This is a genomic window from Mitsuaria sp. BK037 (genome assembly GCF_014193045.1).
In the GTDB taxonomy this organism is placed as follows: domain Bacteria; phylum Pseudomonadota; class Gammaproteobacteria; order Burkholderiales; family Burkholderiaceae_C; genus Roseateles.
The window spans coordinates 1-16,980 of the sequence record NZ_JACHYS010000006.1 but is presented as its reverse complement, the minus strand read 5'-3'; the positions used below and the strand labels follow the sequence as shown (position 1 = coordinate 16,980).

Here is a 16,980-nt window from a genome sequence, read left to right as displayed (position 1 = left end):
AGCATCACCGTGAAGCTGATCGCCCCGATCGCCATGGAAGAAGGTCTGCGCTTCGCCATCCGTGAAGGCGGTCGTACCGTCGGCTCGGGCGTCGTCGCGACGATCATCGAGTAATTCAAGTCAAAGGCCACAGGGGCATAGCTCAATTGGCAGAGCGTCGGTCTCCAAAACCGAAGGTTGGGGGTTCGAGACCCTCTGCCCCTGCCAACGATCAGCGATAAGCGAACGTTGGTCCTAGTGGTCGCGCCAAGCCCGCGGGAGTCATCTCGGCGGGCTTTGCTGCTGGTGGGTTCGGCTGGAATGTTCCAGGCGAACAAATGTCGCGGCGCTGAGCCGCGACGGAAGTGAGTTCAATGTCCAATCCTCAAGTCGAAACCGTCACGACGGGCGCCGACAAGGTCAAGCTGGCTGGCGCCGTGCTGCTGCTGGTGGCCGCGATCGTCGCCTTCTACGCGCTGAGCAAGCAAGGTCCGTGGGTGCAGTGGGGTGCCCTGCTCGCGTTGCTGGCTGCGGCCGTGGGGGCGTTCTTCACGTCGGAGTCCGGCAAGTCGCTGATTGCCTATGGCCAGGACTCGATCAAGGAAGTGGGCAAGGTGGTCTGGCCGACCCGCAAGGAAGCTGGCCAGATGACGTTGTATGTGTTCGCCTTCGTCGTGGTGATGGCGCTCTTCCTGTGGTTCACCGACAAGACGCTGGAGTGGGTGCTGTACGACCTGATCCTGGGTTGGAAGCGCTGAGCGGGAACGGATGGGGACCAAGATGAGCGAAGATCAAAACGTCGTTGCGACCGAGTCGACCGCGCCCGCTGGCCCGGCCAAGCGCTGGTATGTCGTGCACGCCTATTCCGGCATGGAAAAGGCGGTGGAGCGCAACCTGCGTGAGCGCATCGACCGCGCCGGCATGCAGGACAAGTTCGGTCGCATCCTGGTGCCGACCGAGGAAGTCGTCGAGCTGAAGAACGGCAAGAAGGCCGTGACCGAGCGTCGCTTCTTCCCCGGGTACGTGCTGGTCGAGATGGTGATGGACGACGACAGCTGGCATCTGGTCAAGCACACGTCCAAGGTCACCGGCTTTGTCGGTGGTGCGAAGAACCGCCCGGCGCCGATCTCGGAAGCCGAGGTCATGAAGATCGTCAACCAGATGCAAGAGGGCGTCGACAAGCCCAAGCCGAAGGTGGAATGGATCGTCGGCGAGATCGTCCGCGTCAAGGAAGGTCCGTTCACCGACTTCAACGGCAGCATCGAGGAAGTCAACTACGACAAGTCGAAGCTGCGCGTCTCGGTCACGATCTTCGGTCGTGCGACCCCCGTCGAGCTGGACTTCGCCCAGGTCGAGAAGGTCTGATCGGCGGTGAATGGCATGGCGGCTCGGGCCGCCATTCGTCATTCCGCCCAATGAACAAGAGCCCGAAGGTGCTCGACGGCGAAAGCCGGCGCAACCTTCCGTGACCAGTCCGCAACGAGAAGCGGACAAGAGGAGCGAGGGTACGTCTTCCGGACCAGCCCCTCGCGCTAGCACTCAGGCGAAACGGCGTGGCCGTCGTGTCGCCATCAGGAGAAAACATGGCCAAGAAGATTGTCGGCTACATCAAGCTGCAAATCCCGGCTGGCAAGGCGAATCCGTCGCCTCCGGTCGGTCCCGCGCTGGGTCAGCGTGGTCTGAACATCATGGAATTCTGCAAGGCGTTCAACGCCCAGACGCAGAGCTATGAGCCGGGCCTCAAGCTGCCCGTCGTGATCACCGCCTTCGCGGACAAGAGCTTCACCTTCATCATCAAGTCGCCCCCGGCGACCGTGCTGCTGAAGAAGGCTGCCAAGATCGACAAGGGCTCGCAGCGCCCCCATCTGGACAAGGTCGGCAAGCTGACCCGCGCCCAGCTGGAAGAGATCGCCAAGACCAAGCAGAAGGACCTGACGGCCGCCGACATGGATGCCGCTGTCCGTACCATCGCCGGCTCCGCCCGTTCGATGGGCATCATCGTGGAGGGTGTCTGACATGGCCAAGCTGACCAAGCGTCAACAAGCCCTGCAGGGCAAGGTCGAATCGACCAAGCTGTACGCGCTGACCGAGGCGATCAACCTCGTCAAGGAATGCGCCACCGCCAAGTTCGATGAAGCCATCGATGTGTCGATCCAACTCGGCGTCGACGCGAAGAAGTCGGACCAGGTGGTCCGTGGCGCCGTCGTGATGCCCAACGGCATCGGCAAGACCAAGCGCGTCGCCGTGTTCGCCCAAGGCGCCAAGGCTGAAGAAGCCAAGGCCGCCGGCGCCGACGTCGTCGGCATGGAAGACCTGGCTGAGCGCGTCAAGGCGGGCGACATGCCCTTCGACGTCGTGATCGCCTCGCCGGACACGATGCGCATCGTCGGTACCCTGGGTCAGATCCTGGGCCCGCGCGGCCTGATGCCGAACCCGAAGGTCGGCACCGTGACCCCGGACGTCGCCACCGCCGTCAAGAACGCCAAGGCTGGCCAGGTCCAGTTCCGCGTCGACAAGGCCGGCATCATCCACGGCACGATCGGCCGTCGCTCGTTCGACACCGACAAGCTGGAAGGCAACCTGCGCGCGCTGGTCGAAGCCCTGAACAAGGCCAAGCCGGCCTCGAGCAAGGGCATCTACCTGCGCAAGATCGCTGTCTCGTCGACGATGGGCGTTGGCGCCCGCGTGGACGTCGGCACGATCAACGCCGCAGCGGCCGCCTGAGGCTTTATTCAGTTGAGGCGTCACGCGAGTCTGGCGTGCGCCGATGAATTGGTGGGCTGGCCGGGGAAACCCGGCCAGGTCATCCAAGACCGCTGGCGAGAGTTTCCGCAGTTCGGGGAGCTCGCTTAATCGGAGGCTCCGGCCTCCAGCCAGCGCAGATGGCGGTCCCGCTGAAAGGATTCGAATCGCGTTCGTCGCGATGGGTTCCTGACAGAAGGTCGCTGATTCCGGTGCCCGAGACGCGATGGACCTCCGTCGCATCGAGGGCGTAATGTGAGGAGTAGACCTTGAGTCTCAATCGCAACGAGAAAGCAGCCGTCGTGTCCGACGTGGCAGCGCAAGCCGCCAAGTCCCAGACGCTGGCGCTGGCCGAGTACCGTGGCCTCACCGTTGAAGCCCTGAACAAGCTGCGCGTCACCGCGCGTGCCCAAGGCGTGTACCTTCATGTCCTGAAGAACACCCTGGCTCGCCGTGCTGTCGCCGGCACCTCGTTCGAGGCTGCAACGGACGCCATGGTCGGCCCGCTGATCTACGGCTTTTCGGAAGACGCTGTCGCGGCTGCCAAAGTCATCGCTGACTTTGCCAAGACCAACGACAAGCTCGTCATCAAGGGTGGTGCCTACGGCGGCAAGGCTCTGGACGTCAACGGCGTGAAGGCGCTGGCGGCTGTCCCGACCAAGGAAGTCCTGCTGTCGCAGATCGCCGGCCTGCTCAAGTCGCCGGTGCAACGCACCGCGGCCGTGCTGGCTGCCCTGGCTCAGCAGAAGGGTGGCGGCGCCGAAGCCGCTACCGAAGAAGCTCCTGCCGCAGCCTGATCGACGCTGCATTCGCGCAATCAAAACACTCTGTATTTAGGAACCTATCATGGCATTCGACAAAGACGCTTTCCTGGCTGCCCTGGACAGCATGACCGTTCTGGAACTGAACGACCTGGTCAAGGCGATTGAAGAGAAGTTCGGCGTGTCCGCCGCTTCGATGGCCGCTCCGGCTGCTGGCGGCGCTGCCGCTGGTGGCGCTGCCGCCGCCGAAGAAAAGACCGAGTTCAACGTCGTCCTGACGGACGCCGGCGCCAACAAGGTCTCGGTCATCAAGGCCGTTCGCGAAATCACCGGCCTGGGCCTGAAGGAAGCCAAGGACCTGGTCGACGGCGCTCCGAAGCCCGTCAAGGAAGGCATTGCCAAGGCCGACGCCGAAGCTGCCAAGAAGAAGCTGGAAGAAGCCGGCGCCAAGGTCGAACTCAAGTAAGACCTTGTGGGGATCCGGTGACTCGTTCACCGGATTCCAATCCGCGAGAGGGGTGGTCCCATGGGACCTCCCCTTTCCTCGTTTCAGGGTTTGTCCCTGTGCGGTTCCGGTTGACAAAGAGCAACCGAAAGCATCGTGCGGTATCATGCACGGTTCTTTCGAGTGTTCTCTGATCCGACTGCAGAGAACGGTTTGGTCGGGCCGCGGTTTGGCCGTGCGTCACGCGTGGGGTGCAACGCCCTCCGTGCCGTCCGGTGGCCGGGGTTGTCCGCCAGCGGTTGGTAGTGGCCAACCACCAAGCTTCGGGTGCAACGCCCGAACAGCCAGTCGCCGACGCAGCGCGCCTCCAGGCCAGGGGCGCGCTCGACACGGAGTCTTTATGGCGCAAGCAACCCCCTACAGCTACACCGAGCGCAAGCGCATCCGCAAGAGCTTCGGCAAGCGCGTGAGCGTGCTCAACGTTCCGTACCTGCTGACGATGCAGAAGGAGTCGTATGTCGACTTCCTGCAGAAGGATGTCGCTCCCCTGAAGCGCAAACCGGAAGGCCTGCAAGCGGCATTCCTGTCCACGTTCCCGATCGTGTCGCACAACGGGTTCGTGGAAATGAAGTTCCTCGAATTCAACATCGCCAAGCCGCCGTTCGACGTTCGCGAATGCCAGCAGCGCGGCCTGACCTTCGCCGCCGCCGTGCGCGCGAAGCTGCAGATGATCATCTACGACCGGGAAAGCCCCCAGCCCAAGACGGTCAAGGAGATCAAGGAGCAAGAGGTCTACATGGGCGAAGTGCCGCTCATGACCGACTACGGCTCGTTCATCATCAACGGCACCGAGCGCGTCATCGTCTCGCAGCTGCACCGCTCGCCCGGCGTGTTCTTCGAGCACGACAAGGGCAAGACCCACTCGTCCGGCAAGCTGCTGTTCTCGGCCCGCATCATTCCGTATCGCGGCTCGTGGCTGGACTTCGAGTTCGACCCGAAGGACATCCTGTACTTCCGCGTCGACCGCCGCCGCAAGATGCCGGTCACGATCCTGCTCAAGGCCATCGGCCTGAATCCCGAGCAGATCCTGGCGCACTTCTTCGTCTTCGACAATTTCCGCCTGATGGACTCGGGCGCCCAGATGGAGTTCGTGGCCGAACGCCTGAAGGGGGAAGTCGCGCGCTTCGACATCACCGACAAGAGCGGCAACGTGCTGGTCGAGAAGGACAAGCGCATCACCGCCCGCCACGTGCGCCAGCTGGAGCAGTCCGGCACGCAGCACGTGACCGTGCCGGAAGACTTCCTGCTGGGCCGCGTCCTGGCGAAGAACATGGTCGACCCGGACACCGGCGAGATCATCGCCAAGGCCAATGACGAGCTGACCGACTCGCTGCTGAAGAAGCTGCGCGGCGCCGGCATCAAGGACATCCAGTGCCTGTTCACGAACGAGCTGGATGAAGGCGCGTACATCAGCCAGACGCTGGCGTCGGACGAGACCGCCGACCAGCTGGCCGCGCGCGTGGCGATCTATCGCATGATGCGCCCCGGCGAGCCGCCGACGGAAGACGCCGTCGAGGCCCTGTTCAACCGCCTGTTCTACAGCGACGACACGTACGACCTGTCGCGCGTCGGCCGGATGAAGTTCAACGCCCGCGTGGGCCGCGACATCCCGACCGGTGCGATGACCCTGTCGAACGAAGACATCCTGGACGTTGTCAAGATCCTGGTCGAGCTGCGCAATGGCCGTGGCGAGGTCGATGACATCGACCACCTGGGCAACCGCCGCGTGCGCTGCGTCGGCGAGCTGGCCGAGAACCAGTACCGCTCGGGTCTGGCCCGTATCGAGAAGGCCGTCAAGGAGCGTCTGGGCCAGGCCGAGACCGAAGCCCTGATGCCGCACGACCTGATCAACTCCAAGCCGATCTCCGCGGCGCTGAAGGAGTTCTTCGGTGCGTCGCAGCTGTCGCAGTTCATGGACCAGACCAACCCGCTGTCCGAGATCACGCACAAGCGTCGTGTCTCGGCCCTGGGCCCGGGCGGCCTGACCCGCGAGCGCGCCGGCTTCGAAGTCCGCGACGTGCACCCGACCCACTACGGCCGCGTCTGCCCGATCGAAACGCCGGAAGGCCCGAACATCGGTCTGATCAACTCGCTGGCGCTGTATGCGCGCCTGAACGAGTACGGCTTCCTGGAGACGCCGTACCGCCGCGTGGTCGACTCGAAGGTCACCGACCAGATCGACTACCTGTCCGCCATCGAGGAAGGCAAGTATGTGATCGCCCAGGCGAACGCGTCGCTGAACGATGCCGGCCAACTGGTCGACGAGCTGGTCTCCGCGCGTGAGAACGGCGAATCGGTGCTGACCTCGCCCGAACGCATCCAGTACATGGACGTGGCGCCGACGCAGATCGTGTCGGTGGCGGCCTCGCTGGTGCCGTTCCTCGAGCACGACGACGCGAACCGCGCGCTGATGGGCGCCAACATGCAGCGTCAGGCCGTTCCGACCCTGCGTCCGGAAAAGGCTTTCGTGGGCACGGGCGTCGAGCGCGTGGCCGCGAAGGACTCGGGCACGGTGGTGGCAGCGCGCCGCGGCGGCGTGGTCGATTACGTCGACACGAACCGCATCGTGATCCGCGTGAACGACGACGAGACCGTGGCCGGTGAAGTCGGTGTCGACATCTACAACCTGATCAAGTATCAGCGTAGCAACCAGAACACCAACATCCATCAGCGTCCCATCGTCAAGCGTGGCGACCGCGTCGCTGCGGAAGACATCATCGCCGACGGTGCCTCGACCGACCTGGGTGAACTGGCTCTGGGCCAGAACATGCTGGTCGCGTTCATGCCGTGGAACGGCTACAACTTCGAAGACTCGATCCTGATCTCCGAACGCGTGGTGGCCGAAGACCGCTACACCTCGATCCACATCGAGGAACTGGTGGTCATGGCGCGTGACACGAAGCTGGGCTCCGAGGAAATCACCCGCGACATCCCGAACCTGAGCGAACAGCAGCTGGCTCGTCTGGACGAATCCGGCATCGTGTACATCGGTGCCGAGGTGAACCCGGGCGACGTGCTGGTCGGCAAGGTCACGCCCAAGGGCGAGACCACGCTGACGCCGGAAGAGAAGCTGCTGCGCGCGATCTTCGGCGAGAAGGCTTCGGACGTGAAGGATACGTCGCTGCGCGTGGACCAGGGCACCAACGGCACCGTCATCGACGTGCAGGTGTTCACCCGTGAAGGCATCCAGCGTGACAAGCGCGCCCAGCAGATCATCGACGACGAACTGAAGCGTTTCCGCCTGGACCTGAACGACCAACTGCGCATCGTGGAAGCCGACGCGTTCGACCGCGTCGAGAAGCTGCTGGTGGGCAAGGTCGCCAACGGCGGTCCGAAGAAGATTGCCAAGGGCACCGTCATCGCCAAGGACTACCTGGCCGAGGTCGAGAAGTTCCACTGGTTCGACATTCGTCCCGCCGAGGACGACATCGCCAACCAGCTGGAATCGATCAAGAACTCGCTGGAGCAGACCCGTCACAGCTTCGACCTCGCCTACGACGAGAAGCGCAAGAAGCTGACGCAGGGCGACGAGCTGCCCGCCGGCGTGCTGAAGATGGTCAAGGTGTACCTGGCCGTCAAGCGCCGCCTGCAGCCTGGCGACAAGATGGCCGGCCGTCACGGCAACAAGGGTGTCGTGTCCAAGATCACCCCGATCGAGGACATGCCCTACATGGCCGACGGCACGCCCGCTGACATCGTGCTGAACCCGCTGGGCGTCCCGTCGCGGATGAACGTGGGTCAGGTGCTGGAAGTCCACCTGGGCTGGGCCGGCAAGGGCATTGGCCAGCGCATCGGCGACATGCTCCAGCGCGAGGCCCGCGTGGCCGAGCTGCGCGAGTTCATGGACCAGCTGTTCAACCAGAACGGCGGCAAGTCCGAGGACCTGTCGCAGCTGAGCGATGAGGAAGTGCTGGGCATGGCCCGCAACCTGCAGCACGGCGCCACCTTCGCGACCCCCGTCTTCGACGGCGCGAAGGAACAGGAAATCCGCGCGATGCTGAAGCTGGCCTATCCGGACGACATCGCCGCGAAGAAGGGCCTCACGCCCAGCCGCACGCAGGCCTTCCTGTATGACGGCCGCACCGGCGAGCAGTTCGAGCGTCCGACCACGATCGGCTACATGCACGTGCTGAAGCTGCACCACCTGGTGGACGACAAGATGCACGCCCGTTCGACCGGCCCGTACTCGCTCGTCACCCAGCAGCCGCTGGGCGGCAAGGCGCAGTTCGGCGGCCAGCGTTTCGGCGAGATGGAAGTGTGGGCGCTGGAAGCCTACGGCGCTTCGTACATCCTGCAGGAAATGCTGACGGTGAAGTCCGACGACGTGAATGGCCGGACCAAGGTGTACGAGTCCATCGTCAAGGGCGAGCACTCGATCGAAGCCGGCATGCCCGAGTCGTTCAATGTGCTGGTGAAGGAAATCCGTTCGCTGGGCATCGACATCGAGCTCGAGCGCAACTAAAGAGAACAGGAGAAACGTATGAAGGGTTTGTTGGACCTGTTCAAGCAATTCACCCCGGACGAACATTTCGACGCGATCAAGATCGGGCTGGCCTCGCCCGAGAAGATCCGCTCGTGGTCGTTCGGCGAGGTGAAGAAGCCCGAGACCATCAACTACCGGACCTTCAAGCCGGAGCGTGATGGCCTGTTCTGCGCCAAGATCTTCGGCCCGATCAAGGACTACGAGTGCCTGTGCGGCAAGTACAAGCGCCTGAAGCACCGCGGCGTGATCTGCGAGAAGTGCGGCGTCGAAGTCACCCAGACCAAGGTGCGCCGTGAGCGCATGGGCCACATCGAGCTGGCCGCGCCTTGCGCGCACATCTGGTTCTTGAAGTCGCTGCCGTCGCGTCTGGGCCTGGTGCTCGACATGACGCTGCGCGACATCGAGCGCGTGCTGTACTTCGAGGCGTACGTCGTCGTCGATCCGGGCATGACCCCGCTGAAGAAGTTCAGCATCATGTCCGAGGACGACTACGACGCGAAGCGCGTCGAGTACGGTGACGAGTTCATCGCGCTGATGGGCGCCGAAGGCATCCAGAAGCTGCTGGCGGAAATGGATCTCGACGTCGAGATCGACCGCCTGCGCAACGACATGACCGGCTCCGAGCTGAAGATCAAGAAGAACTCCAAGCGCCTGAAGGTGATGGAGGCCTTCAAGCGCTCGGGCATCAAGCCGAACTGGATGGTGCTGGAAGTGCTGCCGGTGCTGCCGCCGGACCTGCGTCCGCTGGTGCCGCTGGACGGCGGCCGCTTCGCGACGTCGGACCTGAACGACCTGTACCGCCGCGTCATCAACCGCAACAACCGCCTGGCCCGCCTGCTCGAGCTGAAGGCCCCTGAGATCATCGTGCGCAACGAAAAGCGCATGCTGCAGGAAGCCGTCGACTCGCTGCTGGACAACGGCCGCCGCGGCAAGGCCATGACCGGCGCGAACAAGCGCGCGCTGAAGTCGCTGGCCGACATGATCAAGGGCAAGAGCGGTCGCTTCCGGCAAAACCTGCTGGGCAAGCGCGTCGACTACTCCGGCCGTTCGGTCATCACCGTGGGCCCGACGCTCAAGCTGCACCAGTGCGGCCTGCCCAAGCTGATGGCGCTGGAGCTGTTCAAGCCCTTCATCTTCTCGCGCCTGGAGGCGATGGGCATCGCCACCACGATCAAGGCGGCGAAGAAGGAAGTCGAGAGCGGCACCCCGGTCGTCTGGGACATCCTGGAAGAGGTCATCAAGGAGCACCCGGTCCTGCTGAACCGCGCGCCGACGCTGCACCGCCTGGGCATCCAGGCGTTCGAGCCGGTGCTGATCGAAGGCAAGGCGATCCAGCTGCACCCGCTGGTCTGCGCGGCGTTCAACGCCGACTTCGACGGTGACCAGATGGCCGTCCACGTGCCGCTGTCGATCGAAGCGCAGATGGAAGCCCGCGTGCTGATGCTGGCCTCGAACAACGTGCTGTTCCCGGCCTCGGGCGAGCCGTCGATCGTGCCGTCGCAGGACGTGGTGCTGGGTCTGTACTACGCGACCCGCGAGCGCACCAACGGCAAGGGCGAGGGCATGGTCTTCTCGGACATCCCCGAGATGATCCGCGCGCTGGAGAACGGCGCGGTGGAGATCACCGCCAAGATCAGCGTCCGCCTGACCGAGTACACCAAGAACAAGGACACGGGCGAGTGGATCCCCGAGACCAAGCTGGTGGATACGACCGTCGGTCGCGCGCTGCTGTCGGAGATCCTTCCGAAGGGCCTGCCGTTCAGCAACATCAACAAGGCGCTGAAGAAGAAGGAAATCTCGCGCCTGATCAACACGTCCTTCCGCAAGTGCGGCCTGAAGGAAACCGTGGTGCTGGCAGACAAGCTGCTGCAGTCCGGTTTCAAGCTGGCCACGCGCGCCGGCATCTCGATCGCCATCGACGACATGCTGGTGCCCAAGCAGAAGGCCGAGCTGATCGACCGCGCCGAGAAGGAAGTCAAGGAGATCGAGCAGCAGTACGTCTCGGGTCTCGTGACCGCCGGCGAGCGCTACAACAAGGTCGTCGACATCTGGGGCAAGACCGGTGACGAAGTCGGCAAGGTCATGATGTCGCAGCTGTCGAAGGAGAAGATCCTCGACCGCAACGGCAAGGAAGTCGAGCAGGAGTCGTTCAACTCGATCTACATGATGGCCGACTCGGGCGCGCGGGGTTCCGCGGCGCAGATCCGTCAGCTGGCCGGCATGCGGGGCCTGATGGCGAAGCCGGACGGCTCCATCATCGAGACGCCGATCACGGCGAACTTCCGCGAAGGCCTGAACGTTCTGCAGTACTTCATCTCCACCCACGGTGCTCGTAAGGGCCTGGCGGACACGGCGCTGAAGACCGCGAACTCCGGCTACCTGACGCGTCGTCTGGTCGACGTGACGCAGGATCTGGTCGTGACCGAGTCCGATTGCGGCACCGACAACGGCATCCACATGCGCGCGCTGGTCGAAGGCGGCGAGGTGATCGAATCGCTGCGCGACCGCATCCTGGGCCGCGTGGCAGCCATTGATGTCGTGCACCCCGAAACGCAAGCCACCCTGCTGGTCGCCGGCAACATGCTGGACGAGGACACGCTGGATGTGCTGGAAGCGGCCGGCGTCGACGAGGTCAAGGTCCGCACGCCGCTGACCTGCGGCACGCGTTTCGGCCTGTGCGCCAAGTGCTACGGCCGTGACCTGGGTCGCGGCGGCATGGTCAACACCGGCGAAGCGGTCGGCGTCATCGCCGCCCAGTCGATCGGTGAGCCCGGCACGCAGCTGACGATGCGGACCTTCCACATCGGTGGCGCGGCGTCGCGCGCGGCGGTGGCCTCCAGCGTCGAAGCCAAGTCGGACGGCATCATCGGCTTCAATGCCACGATGCGCTACGTCACGAACGGCAAGGGCGAACTGGTGGTGATCTCGCGTTCCGGCGAAATCATCATCACCGACCCGCATGGCCGCGAGCGCGAGCGTCACAAGGTGCCGTACGGCGCCCTGCTGAACATCAAGGTCGACCAGACCATCAAGGCCGGCACGATCCTGGCGACCTGGGACCCGCTGACCCGCCCGATCATCACGGAATTCGCCGGCCAGGCGAAGTTCGAGAACGTCGAGGAAGGTGTCACCGTGGCCAAGCAGGTCGACGAGGTGACGGGCCTGTCCACGCTGGTCGTGATCGACCCGAAGCGTCGCGGTGCCGCCAAGGTGGTCCGTCCGCAGGTCAAGCTGCTGGACGCCAACGGCCAGGAAGTGAAGATCCCCGGCACCGATCACTCGGTGACGATCGGCTTCCAGGTCGGCGCGCTGATCCAGGTGCGCGATGGTCAGGAGCTCGCTCCGGGCGAAGTGCTGGCGCGTATCCCGGTGGAAGGCCAGAAGACTCGCGACATCACCGGCGGTCTGCCGCGGGTGGCGGAACTCTTCGAAGCCCGTTCGCCGAAGGACGCCGGCTTCCTGGCGGAGCAGACCGGCACGGTCTCGTTCGGCAAGGAGACCAAGGGCAAGGTCCGCCTGGAGATCACCGATCCGGAAGGCCGCAAGCACGAGCTGCTGGTGCCCAAGGAAAAGAACATCCTGGTGCACGAAGGCCAGGTGGTGAACCGCGGCGAACTCGTGGTCGACGGCCCGGCCGATCCGCAGGACATCCTGCGCCTGCTGGGCATCGAGGAACTGGCGCGCTACATCGTCGATGAAGTGCAGGACGTCTACCGTCTGCAGGGCGTGAAGATCAACGACAAGCACATCGAGGTGATCGTTCGCCAGATGCTGCGCCGCGTGCAGATCGTCAACCCGGGCGACTCGTCCTACATCGCCGGCGAACAGGTCGAGCGTTCGGAGCTGCTGGACACCAACGACCGCCTGCGCGGCGAGGGCAAGATGATCGCCACGCACGCTGATGTGCTGCTGGGCATCACGAAGGCCTCGCTGTCGACGGACTCGTTCATCTCCGCGGCGTCGTTCCAGGAAACGACCCGCGTGCTGACCGAAGCCGCGATCATGGGCAAGCGCGACGAACTGCGTGGCCTGAAGGAGAACGTGATCGTCGGTCGTCTGATCCCGGCCGGTACCGGCATGGCCTTCCACCAGGCGCGCCGCGCCAAGGAAGAGATGGACGACGCCGAGCGCCGCTCCATCGCCATGCAGGAAGCCGAGGAAATGGCGGCGGTGCAACTGTCCGCGCTCGACGCGGCCAGCGACGCCGGCACTGGCGAGTAATCGAAGCGACCCGGGTCGAGCCATCCGCGGCTCGACCATCCGAAGGCTGCCGTCCCGCAAGGGCGGCAGCCTTTTTCATTGCCCGCATCGTGGCGCGGGCGCCCAGCGTCCACGCCGCGAGGCTCATCCAGCGTTCTGCTTCAGCCAGGCGGCTGGCGAGAGGATGGGCAGTCCAAGCCGGGCGGCTCGCTTGGCCACCTTCAACACGGCGCGATCACGCGAGATCAGCCAGGTCGGTGCCGTCGCGGCGAGTGCCAGGCCAAGATCAATGAATTTCTGGTCGTCGGTGTCGCTGCATCGGGGGCGCGCGATGCTCAAGGAGGGCTCCTCGACGAATCGGCAATGTTGCGTGAAAGCCATCTCCACGCGCTGGAGGTCCGGTGAATAGCGGGCCGCGACGCCCCGCCCGATCACGTGCAGCAGCTCCGCCTTCATCGCCGCCGTGGCGACCCAATGTAAGTGCCGGCTCTCCACTGCGGCGATGAGCGGCAACAGGGTGGGCTCATCGAACACCAGCCAGTCCATGACGACCTGCGTGTCCAGGATGACCAGTCGACCGGCGGCGGCCGTGTTGTCCGGAAGCGGCGGAAGGGCGATGGAGACAGCGTCGGTCATAGGGTCCGGCAGCATAGCGCCTTGTGCGATTTCACTGAACTCGCCTACAATCGCCGGCTCTCCAGCATGTCTTGATGCGTCCGGGGTCCAGGTTTCGAACCGGATCCGGGGTTGATCCGAGCGTGGTGCCGCAAGGTGCTGCGCTTTTGTCGCTTGTGGAACGCCTCGATCTGACGCGGTGCCACAAGGCCAGGATGCGCTGGGGTTGTGACTTCAAACGGGAACAAGTTACTTATGCCAACCATCAATCAGCTCGTTCGCCACGGTCGTGAGACCGAGGTGACGAAATCCAAGTCGCCGGCCATGCAGTCGTGCCCGCAACGTCGTGGCGTCTGCACCCGCGTGTACACCACCACCCCGAAGAAGCCGAACTCGGCGCTTCGTAAGGTCGCCAAGGTGCGCCTGACCAACGGTTTCGAGGTCATCTCGTACATCGGCGGTGAAGGTCACAACCTGCAGGAACACAGCGTCGTGCTCGTGCGCGGCGGTCGTGTCAAGGACTTGCCGGGCGTGCGTTACCACATCGTCCGCGGTTCGCTGGACCTGCAGGGCGTGAAGGACCGCAAGCAAGCGCGTTCGAAGTACGGCGCCAAGCGTCCGAAGAAGGCTTAATCAGCCCAGGTCTTGGTGGCCGAGAGGTCATCGAATTTTTGCGGCCCGAGTGCAGGTGCACCGGCAGCCGAGTAAGTGGATCCCCCCAGATGTCGGTGGAGATCCGCGGCGGGGCGAGAGCCCTGACCAACTGAAGCATTGAAGGAAGAATCCCATGCCACGTCGTCGCGAAGTACCCAAGCGCGAGATCCTGCCGGACCCGAAGTTCGGTAGCGTTGATCTGTCCAAGTTCATGAACGTCATCATGGAATCGGGCAAGAAGGCCGTCGCAGAGCGCATCATTTACGGCGCCCTGGAGCAAGTCGAGCAGAAGTCCGGCAAGGATCCGCTCGAGGTCTTCATGATCGCGATCAACAACGTGAAGCCCATGGTCGAAGTGAAGTCCCGTCGCGTTGGCGGTGCGAACTACCAAGTTCCCGTGGAAGTTCGCCCCGTCCGCCGTCTGGCCCTCGCCATGCGCTGGCTGAAGGAATCCGCGCGCAAGCGTGGTGAGAAGTCGATGGCCCAACGTCTGGCCAACGAACTGCTGGAGGCCTCCGAAGGCCGTGGTGGCGCGATGAAGAAGCGCGACGAAGTCCACCGCATGGCAGACGCCAACAAGGCGTTCTCGCACTTCCGCTTCTAATCAAGACCTCTCTGGCCGCCTCGGGTTACTACTGACCCGATGGCGGCTCCATGCATTTGGAGTGACACCATGTCCCGCAAGACCCCCATCGAGCGCTACCGCAATATCGGTATCTCGGCGCACATCGATGCCGGTAAGACCACGACGACCGAACGCATCCTGTACTACACCGGTGTGAACCACAAGATCGGTGAAGTGCACGACGGCGCCGCCACGATGGACTGGATGGAGCAGGAGCAAGAGCGCGGCATCACGATCACGTCGGCCGCGACGACCTGCTTCTGGAAGGGCATGGACATGTCCTACCCCGAGCACCGCTTCAACATCATCGACACCCCCGGGCACGTGGACTTCACCATTGAAGTCGAGCGCTCGATGCGTGTCCTGGACGGCGCATGCATGGTCTATTGCGCCGTCGGTGGCGTGCAGCCCCAGTCGGAAACCGTCTGGCGCCAGGCCAACAAGTACAAGGTGCCCCGCCTCGCGTTCGTCAACAAGATGGACCGCACCGGCGCGAACTTCTTCAAGGTCGTCGACCAGATGAAGACCCGCCTGAAGGCCAACCCGGTGCCCGTGGTGATCCCCATCGGCGCGGAAGAGAACTTCAAGGGCGTGGTGGACCTCTTCAAGATGAAGGCCATCATCTGGGACGAGGCTTCCCAGGGCATGAAGTTCACCTTCGAAGACATCCCGGCCGACCTGGTCGAGGTCGCTCAGGAATGGCGCGAGAAGATGGTTGAGGCCGCAGCCGAAGCCACCGAAGAGCTGATGAACAAGTACCTCGAGACGGGCGACCTGACCGAGGAAGAGATCAAGGTGGCGATCCGCAAGCGCACGATCGCGACCGAGATCCAGCCGATGCTGTGCGGCACCGCCTTCAAGAACAAGGGCGTGCAGCGCATGCTGGACGCCGTCATCGACTTCCTGCCCTCGCCGCTGGACATTCCGCCGGTTGCCGGCACCGATGAAGACGACCAGCCGGTCACGCGTCAGCGTACCGACGAAGAGAAGTTCTCGGCGCTGGCCTTCAAGCTGATGACCGACCCGTATGTGGGTCAGCTGACCTTCGTGCGGGTGTATTCGGGCGTGCTGCAGTCGGGCGCGACCGTCTACAACCCGGTGCGCGGCAAGAAGGAGCGCATCGGCCGGATCCTGCAGATGCACGCCAACCAGCGTGAGGAAATCAAGGAAATTCTGGCGGGCGACATCGCGGCCTGCGTGGGCCTGAAGGACGTCACCACGGGCGAAACCCTGTGCGATCCGGACAGCATCATCACGCTCGAGCGCATGGTCTTCCCGGAGCCGGTGATCTCGCAGGCCGTCGAGCCCAAGACCAAGGCCGACCAGGAAAAGATGGGTATCGCGCTGGGCCGTCTGGCTGCCGAAGATCCGTCCTTCCGCCTGCGCACCGACGAAGAGTCCGGCCAGACCATCATTTCCGGCATGGGCGAGCTGCACCTGGAAATCATCGTCGACCGCATGAAGCGTGAATTCGGCGTGGAAGCGAACGTCGGCAAGCCGCAGGTGGCCTACCGCGAAACGATCCGCAAGTCGGTCACCGACGTCGAAGGCAAGTTCGTGCGTCAGTCGGGCGGCAAGGGCCAGTACGGTCACGTCGTGTTCTCGGTCGAGCCGCAGGAAGCCGGCAAGGGCTTCGAATTCGTCGACGCCATCAAGGGCGGCGTGGTTCCTCGCGAGTTCATCCCCGCGGTGGAAAAGGGTGTCATCGACAGCCTGCCGAACGGCGTGCTGGCGGGTTACCCGGTCGTGGACGTGAAGGTCACGCTGACCTTCGGTTCGTACCACGACGTGGACTCGAACGAAAACGCGTTCAAGATGGCCGCCTCGATGGGCTTCAAGGAAGCCTGCCGTCGCGCCAGCCCGGTCATCCTCGAGCCGATGATGGCCGTGGAAGTCGAAACGCCGGAAGACTATGCTGGTACGGTGATGGGCGACCTGTCCAGCCGTCGCGGCATGGTGCAGGGCATGGACGACATGGTCGGCGGTGGCAAGATCATCAAGGCGGAAGTGCCGCTGTCCGAGATGTTCGGCTACTCGACCTCGCTGCGTTCGGCCACGCAAGGCCGCGCGACGTACACGATGGAGTTCAAGCACTACAGCGAAGCTCCGAAGAACGTCGCCGACGCGATCATCACCGCTCGCGCGAAGTGATGAACTGAGCCGGTGCTCTCGAGCGCCGGCTCATCTGTTTCTCGATCATCGATTCGTCTTCGCAGCAAGTCCCCTCGGTTGCCGGTCGCCGGGGAATCAGGATGCTGCGGAAACGCTAAACCAACAGACCGGGCGAATGCTCTTTTTGGAGAATTGAAATGGCAAAGGGTAAGTTTGAACGTACCAAGCCGCACGTGAACGTGGGCACGATTGGTCACGTTGACCACGGCAAGACGACGCTGACGGCCGCGATCGCGACCGTGCT

At 63.8% G+C, this 16,980-nt stretch carries 13 protein-coding genes, 1 tRNA gene and 1 pseudogene; 14 read left to right on the top strand and 1 reads right to left on the bottom strand.

The genetic code is table 11. The annotated features are described in order from the left end of the window. The 10 genes and pseudogenes from FHT37_RS25050 to rpoC form a co-directional block, all read left to right on the top strand. Positions 1–114 (top strand): annotated as a pseudogene (locus FHT37_RS25050) (elongation factor Tu); the annotation flags it as partial. A gap of 17 nt (positions 115–131) precedes the next feature. Then, positions 132–207 (top strand) — tRNA-Trp (locus tag FHT37_RS25045). Positions 208–353: 146 nt separating this feature from the next. Next, positions 354–737 carry a preprotein translocase subunit SecE gene (secE, locus tag FHT37_RS25040; protein ID WP_091728126.1) on the top strand — a complete coding sequence of 128 codons (384 nt, stop codon included), beginning with the start codon at positions 354–356 and terminating at the stop codon, positions 735–737. Positions 738–759: 22 nt separating this feature from the next. Next, positions 760–1,344, top strand: a complete 585-nt coding sequence (nusG, locus tag FHT37_RS25035) for a transcription termination/antitermination protein NusG (protein ID WP_091731642.1) — start codon at positions 760–762, stop codon at positions 1,342–1,344. A 218-nt stretch (positions 1,345–1,562) separates the two neighbouring features. Then, the gene (rplK, locus tag FHT37_RS25030; RefSeq protein WP_091728125.1) at positions 1,563–1,994 is read left to right on the top strand and encodes a 50S ribosomal protein L11; all 432 of its coding nucleotides are present in this window, start codon (positions 1,563–1,565) and stop codon (positions 1,992–1,994) included. Between the two features lies 1 nt (position 1,995). Continuing rightward, positions 1,996–2,703: a 50S ribosomal protein L1 gene (gene rplA, locus FHT37_RS25025; RefSeq protein WP_091728122.1), complete on the top strand. Its 708-nt coding sequence runs from the start codon at positions 1,996–1,998 to the stop codon at positions 2,701–2,703. A gap of 287 nt (positions 2,704–2,990) precedes the next feature. Further along, the gene (gene rplJ, locus FHT37_RS25020; protein WP_091728120.1) at positions 2,991–3,518 is read left to right on the top strand and encodes a 50S ribosomal protein L10; all 528 of its coding nucleotides are present in this window, start codon (positions 2,991–2,993) and stop codon (positions 3,516–3,518) included. 49 nt (positions 3,519–3,567) lie between these two features. Beyond that, positions 3,568–3,948: a 50S ribosomal protein L7/L12 gene (gene rplL, locus FHT37_RS25015; protein ID WP_091728117.1), complete on the top strand. Its 381-nt coding sequence runs from the start codon at positions 3,568–3,570 to the stop codon at positions 3,946–3,948. A gap of 379 nt (positions 3,949–4,327) precedes the next feature. Then, the gene (gene rpoB / locus FHT37_RS25010; RefSeq protein ID WP_091728114.1) at positions 4,328–8,449 is read left to right on the top strand and encodes a DNA-directed RNA polymerase subunit beta; all 4,122 of its coding nucleotides are present in this window, start codon (positions 4,328–4,330) and stop codon (positions 8,447–8,449) included. A gap of 18 nt (positions 8,450–8,467) precedes the next feature. Further along, the gene (rpoC, locus tag FHT37_RS25005; RefSeq protein ID WP_091728111.1) at positions 8,468–12,691 is read left to right on the top strand and encodes a DNA-directed RNA polymerase subunit beta'; all 4,224 of its coding nucleotides are present in this window, start codon (positions 8,468–8,470) and stop codon (positions 12,689–12,691) included. Between the two features lie 123 nt (positions 12,692–12,814). On the opposite strand, the gene FHT37_RS25000 is transcribed toward rpoC, so the two are convergent. Further along, complete coding sequence (locus FHT37_RS25000; protein WP_183485973.1) at positions 12,815–13,306, bottom strand: putative toxin-antitoxin system toxin component, PIN family; 492 nt, start codon at positions 13,304–13,306, stop codon at positions 12,815–12,817. Positions 13,307–13,540: 234 nt separating this feature from the next. Between FHT37_RS25000 and rpsL the strand changes: the two genes are divergently transcribed. The 4 genes from rpsL to FHT37_RS24980 form a co-directional block, all read left to right on the top strand. Beyond that, positions 13,541–13,918: a 30S ribosomal protein S12 gene (gene rpsL, locus FHT37_RS24995; protein ID WP_091728101.1), complete on the top strand. Its 378-nt coding sequence runs from the start codon at positions 13,541–13,543 to the stop codon at positions 13,916–13,918. Between the two features lie 154 nt (positions 13,919–14,072). Beyond that, the gene (rpsG, locus tag FHT37_RS24990; RefSeq protein WP_091728098.1) at positions 14,073–14,543 is read left to right on the top strand and encodes a 30S ribosomal protein S7; all 471 of its coding nucleotides are present in this window, start codon (positions 14,073–14,075) and stop codon (positions 14,541–14,543) included. A gap of 69 nt (positions 14,544–14,612) precedes the next feature. After that, positions 14,613–16,715, top strand: coding sequence for an elongation factor G (fusA, locus tag FHT37_RS24985; protein WP_091728094.1), 2,103 nt, complete (start codon positions 14,613–14,615; stop codon positions 16,713–16,715). A 158-nt stretch (positions 16,716–16,873) separates the two neighbouring features. Beyond that, positions 16,874–16,980, top strand: a 107-nt coding sequence (locus tag FHT37_RS24980; protein WP_038204084.1) for a GTP-binding protein, incomplete at its 3' end; no start/stop codon positions are given.